At 69.6% G+C, this 17190-nt stretch carries 24 protein-coding genes; all 24 read left to right on the forward strand.

Annotated elements, in window-relative coordinates; all coding sequences use genetic code 11:
• Positions 1 to 1341 (forward strand): DUF935 family protein, encoded by a 1341-nt coding sequence (locus tag LMI96_RS01415; RefSeq protein WP_228360226.1) that lies wholly within the window; start codon positions 1 to 3, stop codon positions 1339 to 1341.
• The gene (locus LMI96_RS01420) at positions 1338 to 2597 is read left to right on the forward strand and encodes a head maturation protease, ClpP-related (RefSeq protein WP_228360227.1); all 1260 of its coding nucleotides are present in this window, start codon (positions 1338 to 1340) and stop codon (positions 2595 to 2597) included. The genes LMI96_RS01415 and LMI96_RS01420 overlap by 4 nt, the downstream gene beginning before the upstream one ends.
• Before the next feature lie 2 nt (positions 2598 to 2599).
• A complete protein-coding gene (locus LMI96_RS01425) occupies positions 2600 to 2965 on the forward strand; it encodes a capsid cement protein (protein WP_228360228.1) in 366 nt (121 codons plus the stop codon).
• Between the two features lie 16 nt (positions 2966 to 2981).
• Positions 2982 to 3896 (forward strand): hypothetical protein, encoded by a 915-nt coding sequence (locus tag LMI96_RS01430; RefSeq protein ID WP_228360229.1) that lies wholly within the window; start codon positions 2982 to 2984, stop codon positions 3894 to 3896.
• On the forward strand, positions 3896 to 4303 hold the full coding sequence (locus LMI96_RS01435; protein WP_228360230.1) for a hypothetical protein: 408 nt from the start codon (positions 3896 to 3898) through the stop codon (positions 4301 to 4303). Before LMI96_RS01430 ends, LMI96_RS01435 begins: the two co-directional genes overlap by 1 nt.
• A 23-nt stretch (positions 4304 to 4326) precedes the next feature.
• A complete protein-coding gene (locus LMI96_RS01440; protein ID WP_228360231.1) occupies positions 4327 to 4683 on the forward strand; it encodes a hypothetical protein in 357 nt (118 codons plus the stop codon).
• Positions 4680 to 5012 (forward strand): hypothetical protein, encoded by a 333-nt coding sequence (locus LMI96_RS01445; protein ID WP_228360232.1) that lies wholly within the window; start codon positions 4680 to 4682, stop codon positions 5010 to 5012. The genes LMI96_RS01440 and LMI96_RS01445 overlap by 4 nt, the downstream gene beginning before the upstream one ends.
• A 9-nt stretch (positions 5013 to 5021) precedes the next feature.
• Positions 5022 to 5270 carry a hypothetical protein gene (locus LMI96_RS01450; RefSeq protein WP_228360233.1) on the forward strand — a complete coding sequence of 83 codons (249 nt, stop codon included), beginning with the start codon at positions 5022 to 5024 and terminating at the stop codon, positions 5268 to 5270.
• Complete coding sequence (locus tag LMI96_RS01455; RefSeq protein WP_228360234.1) at positions 5267 to 5659, forward strand: hypothetical protein; 393 nt, start codon at positions 5267 to 5269, stop codon at positions 5657 to 5659. Before LMI96_RS01450 ends, LMI96_RS01455 begins: the two co-directional genes overlap by 4 nt.
• 40 nt (positions 5660 to 5699) lie before the next feature.
• Positions 5700 to 6260 (forward strand): hypothetical protein, encoded by a 561-nt coding sequence (locus LMI96_RS01460; RefSeq protein ID WP_228360235.1) that lies wholly within the window; start codon positions 5700 to 5702, stop codon positions 6258 to 6260.
• Positions 6260 to 6532, forward strand: coding sequence for a hypothetical protein (locus tag LMI96_RS01465; RefSeq protein ID WP_228360236.1), 273 nt, complete (start codon positions 6260 to 6262; stop codon positions 6530 to 6532). Before LMI96_RS01460 ends, LMI96_RS01465 begins: the two co-directional genes overlap by 1 nt.
• Before the next feature lie 93 nt (positions 6533 to 6625).
• The gene (locus LMI96_RS01470) at positions 6626 to 7024 is read left to right on the forward strand and encodes a hypothetical protein (RefSeq protein WP_228360237.1); all 399 of its coding nucleotides are present in this window, start codon (positions 6626 to 6628) and stop codon (positions 7022 to 7024) included.
• Between the two features lie 128 nt (positions 7025 to 7152).
• Complete coding sequence (locus tag LMI96_RS01475; RefSeq protein ID WP_228360238.1) at positions 7153 to 7413, forward strand: hypothetical protein; 261 nt, start codon at positions 7153 to 7155, stop codon at positions 7411 to 7413.
• Positions 7414 to 7425: 12 nt separating this feature from the next.
• Positions 7426 to 10806 (forward strand): tape measure protein, encoded by a 3381-nt coding sequence (locus tag LMI96_RS01480; RefSeq protein ID WP_228360239.1) that lies wholly within the window; start codon positions 7426 to 7428, stop codon positions 10804 to 10806.
• On the forward strand, positions 10794 to 11651 hold the full coding sequence (locus tag LMI96_RS01485) for a hypothetical protein (protein WP_228360240.1): 858 nt from the start codon (positions 10794 to 10796) through the stop codon (positions 11649 to 11651). The genes LMI96_RS01480 and LMI96_RS01485 overlap by 13 nt, the downstream gene beginning before the upstream one ends.
• Entirely contained in the window at positions 11652 to 12329 is a 678-nt protein-coding gene (locus tag LMI96_RS01490; protein ID WP_228360241.1) for a hypothetical protein, read from the forward strand.
• Positions 12330 to 12342: 13 nt separating this feature from the next.
• Positions 12343 to 13167 (forward strand): fibronectin type III domain-containing protein, encoded by an 825-nt coding sequence (locus LMI96_RS16255; RefSeq protein WP_228360242.1) that lies wholly within the window; start codon positions 12343 to 12345, stop codon positions 13165 to 13167.
• A gap of 70 nt (positions 13168 to 13237) precedes the next feature.
• Positions 13238 to 13372 carry a hypothetical protein gene (locus tag LMI96_RS16010; RefSeq protein WP_267059108.1) on the forward strand — a complete coding sequence of 45 codons (135 nt, stop codon included), beginning with the start codon at positions 13238 to 13240 and terminating at the stop codon, positions 13370 to 13372.
• Positions 13369 to 14277, forward strand: a complete 909-nt coding sequence (locus LMI96_RS01500; protein WP_228360243.1) for a peptidoglycan-binding protein — start codon at positions 13369 to 13371, stop codon at positions 14275 to 14277. Before LMI96_RS16010 ends, LMI96_RS01500 begins: the two co-directional genes overlap by 4 nt.
• Complete coding sequence (locus LMI96_RS01505) at positions 14277 to 14426, forward strand: hypothetical protein (protein ID WP_228360244.1); 150 nt, start codon at positions 14277 to 14279, stop codon at positions 14424 to 14426. The genes LMI96_RS01500 and LMI96_RS01505 overlap by 1 nt, the downstream gene beginning before the upstream one ends.
• A gap of 2 nt (positions 14427 to 14428) precedes the next feature.
• Positions 14429 to 14815 (forward strand): hypothetical protein, encoded by a 387-nt coding sequence (locus LMI96_RS01510; protein ID WP_228360245.1) that lies wholly within the window; start codon positions 14429 to 14431, stop codon positions 14813 to 14815.
• A gap of 4 nt (positions 14816 to 14819) precedes the next feature.
• A complete protein-coding gene (locus LMI96_RS01515) occupies positions 14820 to 15425 on the forward strand; it encodes a collagen-like protein (RefSeq protein WP_228360246.1) in 606 nt (201 codons plus the stop codon).
• Between the two features lie 10 nt (positions 15426 to 15435).
• Positions 15436 to 15969: a holin gene (locus LMI96_RS01520; RefSeq protein ID WP_228360247.1), complete on the forward strand. Its 534-nt coding sequence runs from the start codon at positions 15436 to 15438 to the stop codon at positions 15967 to 15969.
• A gap of 10 nt (positions 15970 to 15979) precedes the next feature.
• Positions 15980 to 17185 (forward strand): hypothetical protein, encoded by a 1206-nt coding sequence (locus LMI96_RS01525; RefSeq protein WP_228360248.1) that lies wholly within the window; start codon positions 15980 to 15982, stop codon positions 17183 to 17185.
• Positions 17186 to 17190 lie beyond the last annotated feature (5 nt).

Here is a 17190-nt window from a genome sequence, read left to right on the forward strand (position 1 = left end):
TTGGCAGAGATCGGATACCAGACAGGGGCCCTCGCCGGATGGGCCGGGATGAGCGCCGAGGTCGCCGAGACGAACCCCGACCTCGTCTGGCCGCTGTCGATCGACGTGTTCGACCGGATGCGCCGCGAAGACCCGCAGGTGATGTCGGTGCTGCGCGCCGTCACTCTTCCCATCCAGGAGACCGAGTGGCAGCTCGACGCGACCGGAGTCCGCCCCGACGTCGCGCAGCTCATCGCCGACGATCTCGGGCTCGGCATCAAGGGGAAGGCGCGAAAGGCGCCGCTGCGCACCAAGGGCCGCTTCTCATGGGACGAGTTCCTCCGGCTCGCGCTGCTCGAGCTGGTCTTCGGACACTCCGTCTTCGAGCAGGTTTACAAGCCAGACGCCTCGGGCCTCGCCCACCTGTCCAAGCTCGCCTGGCGGCCGCCCCGCACGATCGCCGAGTTCAAGACCGAGCGCGACGGCGGGCTCTCCGCGATCGTGCAGCACGCCGCCGGGGCCACGCACGCGCCAACCGGCGCCGACGGCCGCGCAGTCCTCCACGCCGCCCCCCTCGGCGGCGTGAAGATCCCCATCGATCGACTCGTCGTGTTCGTCCACGAACGCGAGGGCGGGAACTGGGTCGGCATCTCGCTGCTGCGCGCGGCGTACAAGATGTGGCTGCTCAAGGACCGCACCCTGCGCGTGCAGGCGCTCGCCGCCGAACGAAACGGCCTCGGCCTGCCCGTCTACACGAGCGCACCGCCGCCCGCGGACGCCCCGTACGACGATCAGGTGAAGTGGCTCGACGCCGAGATCGCACGCGGCCTCGACATCGCCAAGAGCGCGCGTGCCGGAGACGCGGCCGGCGCCTCGCTTCCGAACAGCGCCACTCTCGAGTTCAAGGGCGTCACCGGGAAGCTGCCCGACCTGGACAAGCAGATCCGCTACTACGACGAGCAGATCGCGCGGGCCGTCCTCGCCAACTTCCTGAACCTCGGCGGCGACAACTCCACCGGGTCGTACGCGCTGGGCGACACGTTCGCGAACTTCTTCGTGCGATCGCTCAACGCGCTCACGCGGCACATCGCGACGACCGTGCAGCAGCACGTCATCGAGGATCTCGTCGACGCGAACTGGGGACCGAGCGAACCTGCGCCGCGGCTCGTCCCGCCGAAGATCGGCGCCGAGCACGCAGCTACCGCCGAGGCCATCAAGGCGCTGCTCGACTCCGGCGCGATCCGCTGGAACCCCGCGCTCGAGGCGCACCTGCGCGAGCTCTACGGCCTCCCCGTCATGGACGAGACCGACCTCACCCCGCCGCCCAGGCGAACCGCACCGCAAGCCGAGGAGGCAGCATGACCAAGCGCGACAGCCGGTACTGGGGCAAGCTCCCGGTCCCCGAGTCGAAGGCGGAGTTCTTCAACGCCGTGACCACCCCGGCGCCGGCCGGAGACGGCACGGTCGCGACCATCCGCCTCTACGGCCCGATCGACTCGTGGGGCGGCTACTGGGGCGTCTCCGCCAAGGATGTGAGCGCCGTGCTCGACGCGCTGCCGTCGTCCGTCAACCAGATCGTGCTGCGCATCAACTCGCCGGGCGGCGAGGTGTTCGAGGGCGTCTCGATCCTCAACATGCTGCGCGCCCACAAGGCGACGGTCACCGCCGTCGTCGACGGCCGTGCCGCATCCGCCGCGTCGGTCATCGCCGCCGGATGCGACGAGGTCGTGATGTCGCCCGGCACGCAGATGATGATCCACTCGCCATCCGTCATCGCCTGGGGTAACGCCACGCACCTCCGCAAGCAGGCCACGATCCTCGACGGCATCGAGAAGTCGATCGTCGAGATCTACACCGCCAAGGCCGGTGAGAAGGACTGGGCGACGCTGCTCGCCGACGAGACCTGGCTCACCGCCGCCGAAGCGGTCGAGGAGGGCCTCGCCGACCGCATGGGCGTCGTCCCCGACGCAGGCGAGCCGACGACAGTCGGCGACGACGACGAGGCACTCCTCATCCCCGACGAGGACGAGCCGGAAGACTCCGCAGCTCGCCTCGTCGTCATCGCAGCCGAGGCACGCGCCTCGGCCTCACAGCTCCCGGTCTCGACCGAGCCGGGTGAACCCCACCGAAAGGAACACGTCATGGCTTATGACGACCTCAAGGCTGGACTCGCGAAGCGGCTCGGCGTGACCGATGCTGCTGCCTCCGACGACGTGCTCCTGAGCGCGCTCGACGGGAAGCTCGACGAGCAGCCCGCACCCGCGGCGACCGACGCCGCACCGCCGATCCCGAAGGGCGCGGTCGTCATGGACGGCACCGCTCTGGAGGAGCTACGCGCGCAGGCAGCGCTCGGCGTCCAGGCACGCAACGAGCAGATCAGCGACCGACGCGACGGCATCGTCGCGAAGGCGCTCGGCGAGGGCCGCATCACCGCCGAGTCCCGCGACTCGTGGCGCGAGCAGCTCGACAAGGACGAGGAGGGCATCACCGCCCTGCTCAACAAGTTCCCGAAGAACACCGCGCTGCCGGTGGCCGAGCTGGGGCACTCCGACGACGTCACCGACGCCGAGTCCTCGCTCTACAACCGCGTGTACCCCACGCAGAAGGTCGAGGCCTGATCATGGCTGCGAAGTCCTACCTGCCGCTGTTCCGCCCCGGCGACACCGTCACGTTCGGCGTGACGACCGCCGTGACGGCCGGAAGCCCCGTCGAGGTCGGCACCGCCGACATGACGGTCGCACCCGCCGCCGCCGCATCCGCGAAGGTGGTCGGCGTCGCCGGGCACGACGCGGCCGTCGGCGACAAGGTGACCGTCGAGGTCGGCAAGGTCATCCACGAGCTGACCGCCTCGGGTGCCATCACCCGCGGCCAGCGCCTCGAAGCCGCGGGCGCGGGCAAGGTCCGCACCCTCGCTGCGGGCACCGCGTTCTACGTCGCCCTCACGTCCGCCGTCGACGGCGCCGCCGTCCGCGCCATCCAGCTCTGAGAAAGGAGAGACGGACATGCAGAATTACCCGCTCACCCCGAGCCAGTTCGCCAACGTCTCGGCCGCTGACCTCGTCGCGTTCCTGAAGTCGCCCACCCTCGTCGCCCGTCGACTCGCGGAGATCCTCTCGGCACAGCAGTTCCTCGGACTGTTCCTGCTGCAGAAGCGCTTCACGATCACGGGAGGCGCGATCGGCGTCCCCAAGAACGAGGTCATCCGCGCGCAGCGCGGTGCCGAGATCGTCGCCCCCGGCGCCGAGTACAAGCTCACGCCCATGTCGGCCGAGGAATACGAGTTCTACCAGGCCATGAAGGAGGGCCTCGCGACCGAGATCACCGACGAGCAGATCACCCGTCTGCTCCAGGCCCCGGTCGACGACGCGTTCACCTTCCTCCAGACGGAGCTGGTGTTCTCGGCCAACGACGCCGCGCTCGGCGCAGTCATGTCGTCCGTCACGAACACCCTCGCCGCCGGCGGGACGTGGACGAACGGCAAGCAGATCTACAAGGACGCCCTCCGCATCAAGGCGCGGGTCCGGAAGCAGAAGCTCGGCTACGACATCAACACCGTCGTCCTCCCGGGCGAGCAGTACGCCGAGGTCATCCCGGAGCTGCTCGACATCCTGCCGAAGGACAGCGGTCAGGCCCTCACCGACGGCTTCCCGAACATCGGCGGCATCCTCTGGGTGTCCGACGACGGCGACGACCTGCCCGACCCCCTGTTCCTGGACCGGCGCCGCTTCGGCGGCATCGCCCGTGAGCAGATCGCCTCGCCCGAGTACCGCGCCATCGGCGGGGACACGGGCGTCGAGATCGCGAGCATCCGCGAGCCGAAGGCGGACAAGACCCGCCTGCAGGCCCGCAACGTGCACGTGCCGATCGTGACCGATCCGCTCGCCGCGTTCTACCTCACCGGAACGGAGGCCCCGTGATGAGCAAGCTGCACGTCGCAACCGCCGCCGTCGTCAAGGTGTCGATCGGCTCCCCGTCCGGCAACAGCGTGGCCAGCTTCGTCCGGCGCGGCGAGATCGTGCCCGAGGGCGTCGACAAGGCGCAGCTGACCCGGCTCGTCAAGCAGGGCTTCATCGCCGAGCTCGACGAGCCCGAGCCCGACCCCGAGCCGGTCGCGTTCTCGGCCGACGACGTCGCCGCCGCGGTGAAGGCCGCGGAAGACGCCAAGGACGACGAGCTCGCCGAGGGCCGGCGGGTCGTCGAGGAGGAAGCCCGCGCCGTCGCGCAGGCGAAGACCGACCTCGAGACCGCGCGCGCCGCGTTCGAGACCGCCCAGGCCGAAGCCAAGAAGAGCACGCCCGCTCCGAAGGCGCCGGCCGCCAAGTAGGCCTGACCAGAAAGGGGGCGATGATGTCGATCACGCCTGAGAACCTCGGGGGAGACCCCGACCTGGCTCGCCGGATCCTCGTGCGTGCCCGGCTCATCGCCCCCTGCCTGCAATCCCTCTCGGACGACCTGCGCGAGGACGCGATCGCGATCCTCCGCGGCGTCGCCGCAGAGGCCGCGACCCTCCCGCCGCGCAACCTCGTGTCGACCGGCGTCGGGCCGATCCGCGAGACCTACCGCGACGTCGCGTCGTGTTTCTCGAAAGAGGACGAGAGTTCTCTGCGCTCCCTCTGCGACCTGTCATCTGCACCCGGCCTCCCGCAGGGCTCCTTCCCCGAGCCCGGGTGGATCGGTCGCCTGTGGCCGGAGAAGCGCGGATGATCCGCGGCGAGACCGTCGTCGTCGAGCGCTCGACGGAGGTCGCACGCAACTCGCGGAACGAGCCTCGCTACGAGTGGACACCCGAGACCGTCGAGAACGTGCTCGTGTTCCCCGGACCGCTCGCCGACGTCCCCGACGCCGCCCGCCCGACGGGCGTGCGCGTCGAGTGGTCCCTCTACTGGCCGAAGACCTACACGAAGAGCCTCGCCGGATGCCGTGTGCGCATCCGCGGCGGCGAACCGGTGACCATCATCGGCGACCCGCACGAGTACATCCAGGCGCCGACGCGCTGGAACCGACCGAGCGAAGCGGGCCGCACCGACGGATAGGGAGGCGACGTGAACCCGAACGACGTCAAGCTCAACCTCGGCACGATCAATCAGCTCATGACCTCCGCCCAGGCGCAGGCGATCGTCGACTCCGTCGGCCGGCAGATGGCCGCGAACGCCGGAGACGGCTTCGAGTACGTCGCCCGGCCGCACCGGTGGATGGCCCGTGGCTACGTCCAGACCATAAGCGCCCGCGCACGACGTCGGCAGGCACGCGACGCAGTGCTCGAGCGCGCCCTCGGGGCGGTGCGGAAGTGAGGTTCTCCGACGTCGAGGGTGACGCGATCGGGTTCCTCGTCGCCCGGTTCGAGCTCCCCGCGTCGCTGCGCGTCCCATCGCCGCGGCCGCCGGAGTTCTACCGCCTTTACGGCACCGGCGGCGACACCATGAACCGGGCGCTCGACGCCCCGCAGCTCACCGTCGACGCATGGGCCGAGGACGACGAGGTCGCCCGCCGAATGGCCGACGACGCCCGGATGGCGTTCCTCGACCGCCGAGGCGAGCTGCCGCTGTGGCGACGCGTCGAGGCGACCTCGCCGTACTTCGCGCCCGATCCCGAGACCGAGACCCCCGTCTACCGCTTCACCGTGCGGGCCCGCGTCCGCGCCACCCGCCGCCAGACCACTCCCGCGCCCGCGGGAGGCTAATCGCCGGTCATGCCCGGCTCCACACGAAAGAGAGACACACATGACCGTGAACGCTGATCTGGCCCGTATCTACGGGTCGGACTTCGACGCGATCCACCTCGCCCCGTTCGGCACCACCCTGCCGGCGGGCCTCGAAACGGCACTCGATCCCGCGTTCGAGGACGTCGGCTGGCTGTCCGAAGACGGCTTCACCGAGACCCTCACCGGATCCGTCGAGCGCAAGCGCGGACACCAGGGCCGCGGCGTCGTCCGCACCCGGATGAACGAGCCCGGCACGCAGATCGCGTTCGTCGGCCTCGAATCCAAGTCGCAGACCAACTCCCTGCGCTACCACGAGAAGTCGGTCGACACCTCGGTCTCCGGCGTCCGCAAGGCCACCCGGGGCCCCGGCCAGCGCATCCAGGTGCGCACCGCCGTCATCGAGCTGTTCGACGCGGACGACGAGGACGTCAAGGAGCGGTTCCTGATCCCGCGCTTCGAGATCGCCCCGAACGGCGATCGCACGTTCGTCGGGTCCGACATCGCCGCGTACCCCTTCCTCGGCGAGATCATCGGCGACTACATCCACCTCGCCACCGACCTCGAAGAGGCGGGCGCGTGATGGCTGGCAAGCGCCCCACGGTCGAGCCGCAGCCCGGCGAGCCGTACACCCAGGATCGGTTCGGCTACCGCCACCCGCTCGTCGTGCCGACCGCATCCGGCGCCGTGTCGATTCCCGAGGGTTCGCCCACGGACGTCTGGACGAACGCGCAGCTGGACGCCTACGCCGAGCGCGAGGGGATCGAGCTCGCCGGATCGAAGAACAAGACCGACCGCCTCACGAAGATCGGCGCGCACCAGGCAGCGAAGCTGCCCGCGCTGCCGCCCGAGTAGGCGCCACAGACCGGTGGGCGGAGTTTCCTCCGACGGCTCCGCCCACCGCCACCTTGCTTATAAGTCGGAGATATAAGTCGGAGGAGACTGCCCATGCCCACCAAGCCCGCCGGCGCACGCGCGCCGCAGGACCGCCAGCCGAAGACCGAGAAGCCGAAGGTCGAGAGTGTCGAGATCGACCTCCCCGACGGCTTCGACGACGACGGCGACCCCAAGTTCCGGAAGGTGCCCGCGAGCCGCGTCGTCGTGCGCGAGATCGAGGTCACCGTCCCTAAGGAAGCGCTCGACGACTTTGAGCTGCTCGACGACATCCGCGCCACGCAGGACGAGCACGACATGTCGCGCTTCCCGTCCCTGCTGCGCCGCCTCGTCGGCGACGACGCCTACCGGTCGATTCTCGACGCGCTGCGCGGTCCGAACGGCCGCGTCTCGGCGTCCGACGGCGCCGAGTTCGTCTTCGACGTGTTCAAGGCGCTCAACCCAAACTCCTGACGCTCGCGGGCGCCCTCGACAACCACGAGGGCGCCCTGCGGGCATCGCTCCAAGCCGAATACGGTCTGCGACTGCTGCCCGGCGGCCGCACCGACCCTGAGCGCAGTCTGCGCGAGCTCGGCGACTACGTGGCGCACCTGCCCCACGGGTCCGCGCTCTGGATCGCCACCGGCGGGCCGATCGCGCTCACCGACGAGGCGCACCTGCTGCGCGAGGCGATCTACCGGCTCGAAGTCATCGACTGGCACAACGCCGGATCCAAGGGCACCGCCCCGAAGCGCATCGAGCTGCCTCGGCCTGCCCACGAGGTACGCGCCGAGACCGCGAAGAACGACGCGAAGGCGCGCAAGCACGCAGAACGCCAGGCGAGGCGCGACGCGACGAGGTAGACGGGGGTGCTCATGGCGACTGGCGTGGAGATCGCGAACGCGTACGTCGCCCTGGGCGTCCGGATGCCTGGCGTCAAGAAGGACGTCGCCAACGAGCTGCGCAAGGCCGAGCCGGAGGTCGCGGCCGCCGGGCGCGACGCGGGCAACGCGTACGCCGACGGCGTCGAGCGCTCCGGATCCCGGATGGGATCGTTCTTCACCAACGTCGCCAAGGCCGGGATCGCGGCGATCGCCGGAATCGGCCTCGCCTCGGCGGGCGTCGGCATCCGCACTGCCGCAGGCATGGAGACGGCCGAGATCGCCTTCACCACCATGCTGCAATCGGGGGAGAAGGCACAGGCCTTCCTCTCCGAGCTGTCCTCGTTCGCCGCGAAGACCCCGTTCGACCTGCCGGGGCTGCAACGCTCTGCGCAGTCCCTCATCTCGATCGGCATCGACGCGAACAAGGTCATCCCGATCATGACCACGCTCGGCAACGTCACCTCGGGCATGGGCACCGGAGCTGAGGGCATCCAGCGCGCCACGGTCGCGATCCAGCAGATGAACGCCGCCGGGCGCATCGGCGCCGAGGATCTCAACCAGCTCCGCGACGCAGGTATCCCCGTGTTCGACCTGCTCACCGCCGCGACGGGCAAGACGAAGGAAGAAATCGCCGCGATGGCGGGCGCCGGCAAGCTCGGCCGCCAGGAGCTCGAGCAGCTCATGGCCGCGCTCGAAACCGGCAAGGGCCTCGAACGCTTCAACGGCATGATGGAGCAGCAGTCGCAGTCCCTCTCGGGCCTGTGGGCGACGCTGCAGGACACGTTCTCGGTCGGCATGGCCGAGGCGATCCAGCCGCTCATCCCGATGCTGAAGGACGGCCTGGCCGGAGCGATCACCCTCGTCGGCGACGCGCTGCCCTACGTCCGCGGCGGCGTGCAATGGCTCGTCGACGCAGCGCCCGGCATCGCCGCGTTCTTCGGCAACCTGTGGACCGGAGCGCAGGGCCTCTACGCCCTCATCGTCCAGGGCGACTTCACCGGCAAGCTCACCGACGCATTCGGCTGGGCCGAAGACTCGGCGCCCGTCGACTTCATCCTCGACGTCCGCGACGGCGTTCAGGGCCTCTGGGATCTCATCGTCGGCGGCGACTTTTCCGGCAAGCTGCGCAACGCGTTCGGCTGGCAGGAAGACTCGCCGATGGTCGGCTTCATCCTCGACCTGCGCGACGGCGTCAAGTCCCTCTGGACCGACCTCACGTCCGGCGATCTCGGCGGCGCATTCGCGTCGATCGGCGACTCGCTCGGCACCATCCTGCCCGTCGTCACCGACGCCACGAGCCAGCTGCCCGGCCTCACCGACGTCGTGCACGTCGCCGAGGGCGCCTTCGGGTTCCTCGCCGACAACGTCGACCTGCTGGCCGCGGCGATGCCCGCCGTCATCGGGCTGATCCTGGCCTGGAAGGGCGCTCAGGCGCTCAACAACGTCATCGGCCGCGAATCCGTGATCGGCATGGGCCTGCAGATCACCTCGACCTTCGCGCTCGCCGGGGCGAACCGGTCGCTCGCCGCGTCGAACCGGATGAGCATGGCCAGCACGGTGGCGTCGACGTCGGCGGAGAACACGCAGACCGCCGCCCGCTCTCGCGGGGTGCTGGCGACCATCGCGCAGAAGACGGCGACCCTCGCCACGAGCGCGGCCACTCGGGTCGCGGCCGCGGCGCAGTGGGTGCTCAACGCAGCCCTGTCGGCGAACCCGATCGGTCTCGTCATCGCTGCGATCGCGGCGCTCGTCGCCGGGCTGGTCTGGTTCTTCACGCAGACCGAGCTCGGCCAGCAGATCTGGTCGACCGTGATGGGCGCGATCGGCGCCGCGGCGACGTGGCTGTGGGAGACGATCCTGCAGCCCGTGTTCGCAGGCATCGGGGCCGTCTTCACCTGGATCTGGGAGAACATCATCAGCCCCATCGGGACGCTGATCGTGAACTACTTCCGGTTCTGGGGCGCGATCGCCGTATGGCTCTGGGAGAACGTGCTGTCGCCCGTCTTCGCGGCGATCGGGCAGGTGTTCTCGTGGATTTGGACGACGATCATCGAGCCGATCGTCGGGTTCATCGGGCTCGCGTTGCAGGGCCTCGGGATCGTCTTCCAGTGGCTCTACGCGAACGTCATCAAGCCGGTCTGGGACGGGATCTCGAGCACCATCGCGACCGTCTGGAACTGGATCGACCAGAACGTCTTCACCCCGTTCAAGGTCGGCATCAGCCTGATCGGGCAGGCGTTCGAGGGCGTCGCCAAGGGCATCGCGACGGCCTGGGAGGGGATCAAGCAGGCCGCGGCCGCTCCGATCAACTTCGTGCTCGACACGGTCTGGAACAACGGTCTCCGCTCGTTCTGGAACGACCTCGTCGGCACCCTCGGACTGAACGACATGAAACTGCCGAAGGCAGACCTCGTGAAGTTCGCATCCGGCGGCGTGCTGCCCGGCTACACGCCGGGCCGCGACGTGCACCAGTTCTGGTCGCCGACCGCAGGAGGGCTCGCGCTCTCCGGCGGCGAGGCCATCATGCGTCCCGAGTTCACGCGTGCCGTCGGCGGTCCCGCTGGCGTCGCGGCGCTGAACAAGGCCGCCCGAGAGGGTCGCGCCTTCGCCAACGGCGGAGTACTCGACTTCGCGGGCGACGTGTGGAAGAACGTCCAGGGCGCTGCTGGTGTGGCGTGGGAGTTCCTGTCCAACCCGGGCGGAGCGATCCAGAAGCACGTCATCGACGGCATCATCCGGCCCCTCATGGGCGACCAGAACATCTTCGGACAGACCGTCGGCGCGCTCGCGACGAACACCGTCAAGAGCATGGCGGGACTGTTCGCCAGCGCTGCGCCCGCCGTGTCCGGCGGGAAGGGCATGGGCTGGGAGGCGATGTGGAACGCCGTGCACGCCCGGTTCCCGGACGTGCGCCTCAACTCCGCCTACCGGCCCGGTAGCCCCGGCTACCACGGCAAGGGGCGAGCGGTCGACCTCACGCCGCGGATGGACGTCTTCAACTGGTTGAAGGGCGCGTTCCCCGACAGCAGCGAGCTGATCTACTCCCCGGCGGGTGGCCGGCAGCTGCGGAACGGGCGCGAGACGTACTGGCCCGAGCCGGTGCGGTCGCAGCACTTCAACCACGTCCACTGGGCGATGGCTAACGGCGGTGTGATCCCGAAGCTCTACGACCAGGGCGGATGGATCCCCCACGGCGGCATGGCAGTGAACCTGTCCGGCCGCCCCGAGGCCGTGCTCACCCCCGATCAGTCCGCGGCTTACGTCGCCGGACGCGGCGGCGGTGACACCCACATCACCGTGCAGGCGCTCCCGGGCATGAGTCCGCAGGAACAGGCCGAGCTGGTCGCGAGGGAGTTCCGATGGACGCGCTGATGATCGAGATCGACGGCCGCCGCATCTACACCGAACCCGGTGCGGGTATGTGGTGGCTGGAAGAGATCGAGGGGCTCTACGACTCCCCGGAGACGCGGTTCGATGAGAACCTCGTCCCCGGGGAGGACGGCGCCTTCGACCCCGATGAGGTGCTCGTCGGACCGCGCCGCATCGTGGTCCGCGGAACCTGCGAGTCGGCCACTCCCGGGTGGGCTGATCGCGTTGCGCGGCCGTGGCTCGCGTCACTGGCCAAGAAGCGCGACCTCAACTTCCGAGCATTCGTCGGCGGCCAGTGGCTGTCGCTCCGACGCGCGAAGATCCGCGGCCAGGTCAAGGTCCGCGACATCGACGAGACCTTCACCGAGTTCGAGATCCCCATCTGGACTCACGACTCTCGGAAGTACGGCCCCAGGCGGCGAATCGAGATGGACGCGGCGATCGAGCCGTCGGGCGGTCTCCGCTTCCCGATGGTCGACGGCGCAGTGTCGTTCGGCACATCGGGCGGCGTGCTTTTCCCCGGCGTGTTCATCATCCACAACCCCGGCACGGCTGACCTCTTCCCCGAGAAGTTCACCGTGCGCGGGCCCGTGCCGCGCTTCGCGATCAGCTCCGAGACGAGCGTCATCGAGTACGACGCACCCGTCGGCCGCGGCCAGGAGCTGACCATCACCCCGTTCGCGGGAGGCCGCGCGAACCTCGACGGGGCAGACGTCTCCCAGAACCTCATTCGTGCTGACTGGGTGCCGATCGGGCCAGCAGAGACCCGTGGATACCTGTTCAGCCCCGAAGACCCGCAACCCGGCTCGCAGCTCGCGGTCGACTACTCCGAAGGGGCGTGGCTCTAAATGGTGACCGTAACCGCTGGACTCGCGATCGACCTGAACGACGATGACGAAGGGACGACGAGCGTCGGCTTCCGCCGCGCCCTCGCCATCCTGCTCCGGCAGTCCTCGCCCGGCGTCGCGACGCCCGGACGCATGGGCGCCGACCACTTCGTCGTCAGCGGCGCGCCCGCGGCGATGGAGTACACCGTCAGCGGGGGAGGCCTCGTCATCGTGCGCACCGCATCCGGCGGAGCGTACCTGATCGGCATGCCCTCGAGCGTGACGTGCGAGACGGACCCCGCCGACGGCGTGAACCCTCGCATCGACCGGATCTACGCCAAGCAACCGGATCCGCCCTTGGATGGATCCGCGGTGAACACCGAGTTCATCATCGACGTCGTCTCCGGAGCGGCGGCAGCATCGCCGCTACCCCCGGACCTGCCCGCAGGCGGCATCGAGCTCGCGCGCAAGGAGATCGGCGCGGGCGCGACAAACACGCAGTCGGGGAAGGCGTTCACGAACATCCTCGGGCTGTCGGGTCTCAATGTCGGCGTCATCACCGTCGCGCAGGGCGGCACGGGATCCACCAACCCCGCGGACGCCCGCGCAGCGCTCGGGATGCCGACCATCTACAGCGGCTCAGGCGCGCCCGCGAACACGCTCGGCCGAGACGGCGACGTGTACTTCCAGCCGATCTAAGTAGGGGGTTCCCGTGGGTACCGTACGCATCGGGGTCGGTAAGTCGGGCCCATCGACAGAGTTCTTCATGGAGGCCGACTGGGTCCGTCAGGACTGGGGCCAGAACTTCTCGGTCCTCGGCGTCTGGCTCCGCGCACGCAACACGGGCAACACCTCGTCGTTCTTCAACAACTACGGCGAGCAGGTCACATGGTGGGGCGGCGGCGAGCTCGGCCGCCATGCCGGGCAGCCCTTCCTCCCCGGCGGGCTCGGGAACGGCGCGACCAGATGGCACGACTACTGGGAGCACCGGTTCTACCACGACGGAAACGGATTCCTCGGCGGCGTCGACTTCGGCATGCGCCTCACGTACGGCAACTTCAACGAGTCGCACTACGGCAGCATCGGCGCGCCTGGCCGCATCCCGAAGCCCCCGACCGCGCCTCGTGATCTGCGCGTCGCGGACGTCACGCCTATCAGCGCCGGAGTGAACTACTCCGGCCCCGCCGACTGGCGAGGCTCGACCCCGTTGGGCTACACGGCCGACTGGTACGAGATCAACGGCTCAAACAACCCGCGCATCTGGTCGGACGTGAACTCGAACGGGTACACCAACCCCGCGGGCGCCGGTCTCACCGACCTACTGAAGCCGGGCACGACGTACCACGTGTACATCTACGCCCGCAGCAACGTCGGGAACAGCCCGAGCGCCTCGATCGCCCTCACCACGGACGCCGGCGGCCGCATCAAAGTCGGCGGCCAGTGGCGCAACGCGAGCCCCTGGATCAAGGTCAACGGCGTCTGGCGCCGCGCTCGCCCGTCGCTCAAGCAGAGCGGATCGTTCCGCACCGTCCGCTGACCCACTAGCACCACCTCAGCCCTCGGCACCCGCCGGGGGCTTCGCCATGCAACCAGGAAGGACACCCGCCATGAGCGACCCGAACACCACCCCCGAGATCCCGGAAGAGGTCGACCCGACCGACACCGCGTGGGAGCTGGAGGGCGACGACAGCGTCGGCGATGCCGACGACCCGCACCGCAACGACCAGGAGGTTCAGCCGTGAGCACCATCGCAGGGTTCTACACGCAGGGCGCACGCTCAAGCGGCGGCCACTTCGGCGCCGCCCGTGGCAACGGCCGCAAGCACCGCGGCCAGGACTTCTCGCACTCCCGCACGCCCGGCGCCGTCGGCGTCCCGGCGCTGCTCGGCGGCACGATCGTCTCGAAGACCTCCCCGAGCCCCTCGCACGGCTTCGGGTACGGCGTCACCGAGCGCGCCAGCTTCGAGGGTGAGGAGTACGACATCTCCTACTCCCACGGTCCGTGGGCATCGCAGAACAGCGGCGGCATCGCGCAGGGCACGATTCTTCTGCACGAGGGCAACTCGGGCGCGACGTCCGGATCCTGCGTGCACGTCGAGGTCTTCCGGCGCCGTACCGGCACGTTCATCGACCCGTGGCCGTTCATCCAGCGGGTGCTCGCGGCCGTCGGGCGCGGTGGATCCGCTCCGGCCGCGAACCAGGTGACGAAGGACCGCCAGAACTGGCTCAATGTGGCCCGCGGCGAGCGGCTCGCTGTCGACGGCATCGAGGGACCGGCGACGCGCGACGCGTACCGCCGCTACCAGGCGTTCCTCGGCATCGGCCAGGACGGCAAGTGGGGGGCGATCACCCAGGCCACCCACGAGCGCTACGCGGCGCAGCGCGCCGCGCAGATCGCGGTTGATGGCTCGTGGGGCGCGGCGACCACGAAGGCGCTCCAGCGGGCGCTCGGCGTAGCGCAGGACGGTGTCCTCGGCCCGCAGACGTACCGCGCCCTCCAGGCCCGTATCGGCACGACCGCCGACGGCGTGTGGGGCCCGAACTCCAAGCGTGCCCTGCAGCGCCACCTCGGCGTTGCTCAGGACGGCGCCGTCGGTCCCGCCACTGTTCGCGCGCTCCAGCAGCGCCTGAACGCCGGGAACTTCTGATGCGCCGCCAGGGTCCGCGCCACGCGGGGCCGCGTCCTCACGCCTCGTGGTGGCGCGGCCCCTGGCCTCCGAGCATCCTGCTCGCCGCGTTCTCCGCGCTGCTCGTCTGGGAGTTGTCGTGGGCGCTGTCGCTGCTGAACGGAGGGTGACGGTGGGCGAACCCGAATCCATCGAGATCAAGCTCGCGCGCCTCGACGAGCGGACGAAGGGCACGGCCGACGACGTCACTGAGATCAAGCTCAACATGGCCACGCGCAGTGACCAGGCGCGCGTCGACGAGCGGATCCGAGACCTCACCGGTGCGCTCGAACGGGAGCGCGCCGAGCGCGTCGCGGCCGTCGACGCCGAGAAGGCAGAACGCATCGCCGCTGACGAGAAGGAAGCAACCGAACGGAAGGCCGTCGCCGGCCGTCTCCAGGTGGTCGAGGACCGCATGGAAGCCCGGAAGTACAACGTCGGGATCTCGATCATCCTGTCCGCGGTCGCGGCCTTCCTCGGCGTGATCGCGATCGCATTCCGACCGTTGTTCGGGGGGTGATGCCATGACACGCGCCAACCGCTCCCGCGTCGTCTTCGTCATCCTCAGCGCGCTGCTCTCCCTCGCCCTGGCGGCACTCGCGACATTCACGATCATCAACCTCGCTCAGCGGGTGACGGCCGCGAATGACCGCAACGCCGCCCAGGCGCAGCAGATCGACGGTCTGCTCGCCGACCTACACGCGTCGCAGGAGAACGCGCAGCGACTCTACGACCAACTACTCGAGCTCGGCGAGGCGCCGGAGGGGGACAACCCAGACGACATCGTCACCGGACCCGCGGGTCAGACCGGTGCCCGCGGCCCCGCCGGAGAACCCGGCGCTCCCGGACCCCAGGGCCCGATCGGTCCGACCGGCGAAACGGGCAGCAGCGGCGCCAACGGGGACAGCGGCGCGTCGGGATCATCCGGGCCTGCTGGACCGCAGGGCGAGCCGGGTCCGCAAGGGGCGCAGGGGCCACAGGGCGAGACCGGGCCTCCCGGCCCCGTCGGACCGTCCGGGCCGAGCTGCCCTGACGGCTACTCGCTGCAACTTCTCACCGTCATCGTCATCGACCCGGCGACGGGTATCCCCATCAATCAGCCCGCAGCTCTCTGCGTGCCAACGACCTGAGGAGGTCATCATGCTCACCAATCTCACCAACGCCGCCTGGTGGAAGGACGCCGCGCTGCGGGGCCTCTACACAGCACTCGCGATCGCGCTGCCCTACCTCGGCGCGGCCCTCGTCGCCGACGTTCCGTGGCTCACGATCGCGCTCACGGCCTCGCTCGGCTTCCTGGCCTCGCTCGTCACGAGCGTCGCCGGTCTGCCCGAGGTCGAAGGCGTCGAGCTGCCGTGGTGGCTGGCCGCCGTCGAGCGCGTCGTGAAGACGTTCGCGCAGTCCCTCGCGGCCGGTTTCATCGGCGCGACGCTCATCACCGACGTCGACTGGGCATTCGTCCTGCAGGCGGCGTTCCTCGCCGCGCTGACGTCGCTCGTGCGCCTCATCCTCGCCACGTTGCCCGGCGACCCCACGCGCGTCCCCATCGACGCCGGAGAGGCCGCCCCAGGCACCGTCGTGAACATCACCACCCTCGCGACGGCCGAGGAGATCGCAGCTGTGGTCGACCCACACAACCCGGGCAACTTCACCCACCCGGGCGCGCACAACATCTGAGGAGGCGTCGGTGGCTGGATACCTCGTCGGCGCACGTTTCCTCTCCGGAGAGCTCGTGATCCGCAAGCTCACGCCCGTATCGTGCGGGGTGGAGCTGACGCTGAACGCCCCCGAGACGATCCGCGCGCAGCTCGCGCTGCCGCAGGTCGATCCAGCCACCGACACCGACCTCGACATCCCCAACCGGCTGCTGCCGCAGCGCGACGCGATCGGTTGGGTCGAGAACGGCGTGCTGCTCGCCGCCGGGCAGATCCAGGGCGACCCGTTCGGGTTCCCATACTCTTCGACGCTGAACGCCGTCGGCGCATGGGAGTACTTCGCGAAGCGGTTCGTGCTACCCGTACTCGGCGGCGCGCAGCTGCCGTCGGCCGTCACCTCGAAGTGGACGAACCTGTCGCTGCGGACCATCGCCAAGCGCCTCGTGCAGCAGGCATGCTCGTGGCCGGCGGCGGGCCTGCCGATCGACTTCGAGCCGGACTTCCCCGGCACGAACGAACGGGAGTACCCCGGCGTCGACATGATGCGTGTCGCCGAGGCGCTGACCAATCTCACCGAAGTCGAGAACGGGCCCGACATCACGTTCCGTCCGAAGCTCGACGGCGATCGCCATATCCGCTGGGATCTGCTCACCGGCGACCCCGACCTCACGCAGGCGGGCGCCGATCACTACTGGGACGTGTCTGCGCCCGGACCGTTCGCCTCGATCACCGACCTCGATCGAGACGGCCGCGACCTCGCCACGCACGCGTACGGCGTCGGCGCCACCGACGACGAGACGCAGACCCGCCTCGAAGTGAAGGCATCCTCAAGCGCGCTGCTCGACACCGGGTTCCCGATGATGGAGACCGTCGAGAACCGGAACAGCGTGCTCCGCGCCGACACGCTGCAGGCCTACGTTGACGAGGCCGTCGTCCGGTACTCCGCATTCACCGAGACCTTCACGATCAAGGTGAAGCGCGACCAGGATCCGAAGCTCGGCACGTACTGGCCGGGGGACTGGGCGAAGATCAAAGTCGCCAAGACCGCCCGAGTTCCCGCCGGAACGTATCGCGTCCGCATCGTCCGCATCTCGTTCGACGCCGAAGGCGACGTCACCCTCAATTGCGCACCCGAACGCGTGGCCGGCGGATACCCCGTGCCCGCGAGCGACCGCCGATGGCTTTCCGTTCAGCTCCGCGACCTCCAGAGCCGCATAGACGAAACGAACAGGGGGTAGGCGCC

The sequence above is a fragment of the Microbacterium sp. cx-59 genome, assembly GCF_020805625.1.
In the GTDB taxonomy this organism is placed as follows: domain Bacteria; phylum Actinomycetota; class Actinomycetes; order Actinomycetales; family Microbacteriaceae; genus Microbacterium.

What these genes read in the sequence shown, in the direction of transcription:
- LMI96_RS01420 (WP_228360227.1), top strand. Translation starts at nt 1,338, where the DNA reads ATGACCAAGCGCGACAGCCGGTACTGGGGCAAGCTCCCGGTCCCCGAG.
- LMI96_RS01490 (WP_228360241.1), top strand. Translation starts at nt 11,652, where the DNA reads ATGGTGACCGTAACCGCTGGACTCGCGATCGACCTGAACGACGATGAC.
- LMI96_RS16010 (WP_267059108.1), top strand. Translation starts at nt 13,238, where the DNA reads ATGAGCGACCCGAACACCACCCCCGAGATCCCGGAAGAGGTCGACCCG.
- LMI96_RS01505 (WP_228360244.1), top strand. Translation starts at nt 14,277, where the DNA reads ATGCGCCGCCAGGGTCCGCGCCACGCGGGGCCGCGTCCTCACGCCTCG.
- LMI96_RS01520 (WP_228360247.1), top strand. Translation starts at nt 15,436, where the DNA reads ATGCTCACCAATCTCACCAACGCCGCCTGGTGGAAGGACGCCGCGCTG.
- LMI96_RS01465 (WP_228360236.1), top strand. Translation starts at nt 6,260, where the DNA reads ATGGCTGGCAAGCGCCCCACGGTCGAGCCGCAGCCCGGCGAGCCGTAC.
- LMI96_RS01435 (WP_228360230.1), top strand. Translation starts at nt 3,896, where the DNA reads ATGAGCAAGCTGCACGTCGCAACCGCCGCCGTCGTCAAGGTGTCGATC.
- LMI96_RS01485 (WP_228360240.1), top strand. Translation starts at nt 10,794, where the DNA reads ATGGACGCGCTGATGATCGAGATCGACGGCCGCCGCATCTACACCGAA.
- LMI96_RS01430 (WP_228360229.1), top strand. Translation starts at nt 2,982, where the DNA reads ATGCAGAATTACCCGCTCACCCCGAGCCAGTTCGCCAACGTCTCGGCC.
- LMI96_RS01515 (WP_228360246.1), top strand. Translation starts at nt 14,820, where the DNA reads ATGACACGCGCCAACCGCTCCCGCGTCGTCTTCGTCATCCTCAGCGCG.
- LMI96_RS01425 (WP_228360228.1), top strand. Translation starts at nt 2,600, where the DNA reads ATGGCTGCGAAGTCCTACCTGCCGCTGTTCCGCCCCGGCGACACCGTC.
- LMI96_RS01460 (WP_228360235.1), top strand. Translation starts at nt 5,700, where the DNA reads ATGACCGTGAACGCTGATCTGGCCCGTATCTACGGGTCGGACTTCGAC.
- LMI96_RS01470 (WP_228360237.1), top strand. Translation starts at nt 6,626, where the DNA reads ATGCCCACCAAGCCCGCCGGCGCACGCGCGCCGCAGGACCGCCAGCCG.
- LMI96_RS01445 (WP_228360232.1), top strand. Translation starts at nt 4,680, where the DNA reads ATGATCCGCGGCGAGACCGTCGTCGTCGAGCGCTCGACGGAGGTCGCA.
- LMI96_RS01440 (WP_228360231.1), top strand. Translation starts at nt 4,327, where the DNA reads ATGTCGATCACGCCTGAGAACCTCGGGGGAGACCCCGACCTGGCTCGC.
- LMI96_RS01480 (WP_228360239.1), top strand. Translation starts at nt 7,426, where the DNA reads ATGGCGACTGGCGTGGAGATCGCGAACGCGTACGTCGCCCTGGGCGTC.